Source organism: Streptomyces sp. NPDC014727, assembly GCF_043083485.1.
Lineage (GTDB): Bacteria > Actinomycetota > Actinomycetes > Streptomycetales > Streptomycetaceae > Streptomyces.
The window spans coordinates 1-1,198 of the sequence record NZ_JBIBYR010000085.1 but is presented as its reverse complement, the minus strand read 5'-3'; the positions used below and the strand labels follow the sequence as shown (position 1 = coordinate 1,198).

General features: G+C 65.9%; 1 protein-coding gene. It reads right to left on the bottom strand.

Annotation, left to right across the window (positions count from 1 at the left end; translation table 11 throughout):
* Positions 1–739: reverse transcriptase domain-containing protein (locus tag ACF1B9_RS38010; protein WP_391746969.1), on the bottom strand; the 739-nt coding region annotated here is incomplete at its 3' end.
* Between the last annotated feature and the right edge of the window lie 459 nt (positions 740–1,198).

The window sequence follows — 1,198 nt, the reverse complement described above, 5'->3', positions numbered from 1 at the left end:
TGGCCATTGCCCCACCTGATTCCCAGGGCCCGTGCAGGTGCTCGTCGAGCGCCGACAGGGCGATGTTCGCCAGCAGTGGGGACAGGATGCCGCCTTGCGGGGTGCCGGTCAGTGTTTCCTTGTTCTCGCCGAGTTCCGTAAGGACTCCGGCTTTGAGAAAGGCTTTGACCAGTGCCAGGACGCGCTTGTCCTTCACTCGGTGACGCACTCGGTCCATGAGAGCCGTGTGGTCGATCGAGTCGAAGCACGCCTCGATGTCCGCATCCAGCACCCAGCGATATCCCCGGGTGCCGAAGTAGTGGATCTCGGCGATCGCGTCCTGGGCCCGCCGTCGGGGCCGGAACCCGTAGGAGACCGGCTTGAAGTCGGCCTCGAAGATCGGTTCCAGCACCAGCTTCAGCGCTGCCTGAACGACCCGGTCCGCGATCGTCGGAATCCCGAGCTTGCGGACCTTCCCCGAGCCTCCCGGCTTGGGAATCATGCGTTCCCGCACCGGCAAAGGACGGAAAGAGCCGTCCTTGAGGGCGGCCCGCAGGTCGTTCAGGAACCCGGGAACACCGATCGACTCCTCGACGTCGATGGCCGTCAGGCCATCGACGCCGGGAGTCCGGGCTCCCTGGTTGCCCGCGACCCGGTCGAACGCCGCCAGCAGCGTCGCCGGGTCGTGCACGAAGTTGAACAGGTCATCGAACCGGCGGCCGGGATCGGCCACCGTCCAACGGTGAAGCTTGGTCTGCATCTCCAGTACCCGGGCCCGAGGGCCCGGAGCTCCACCATTCGGCGGGGCATCTTCCGGCATTGCAGCTTCCTTCCCTTCTCGATACCGCTGCCGCCCTTCCCCATGTGGCCGGCTCTCCCGGCCTCGGAGTACTACGGCGGCTCCGCCCCGTCCCCAACCGATCAGCGGTCGATGCGCTCAGCCCGGTCGGCCTGCTGGAGGCAGGTGATGGGGCGAGGTTCGGGACGGTTCCCGTGTTCACTGTGGTTCGCTCGATGAAGGAGGAGCCCGACTGTGTCCCTGCGGCATCGCCACGAGTACCCCGCAGGCTTTCCTCGTGGCCTCCCGGCCAGCTTTCGTATACCGGCCCAGGAGTTGGCAGACCACCCAAAAGGGTGATCTGCATACGCACCGCTACCGGCCCTGATCCACCAGCTTCGAGCCGGAGGCACTTTAAGAGACGTAAAACGCCGGTTCCTC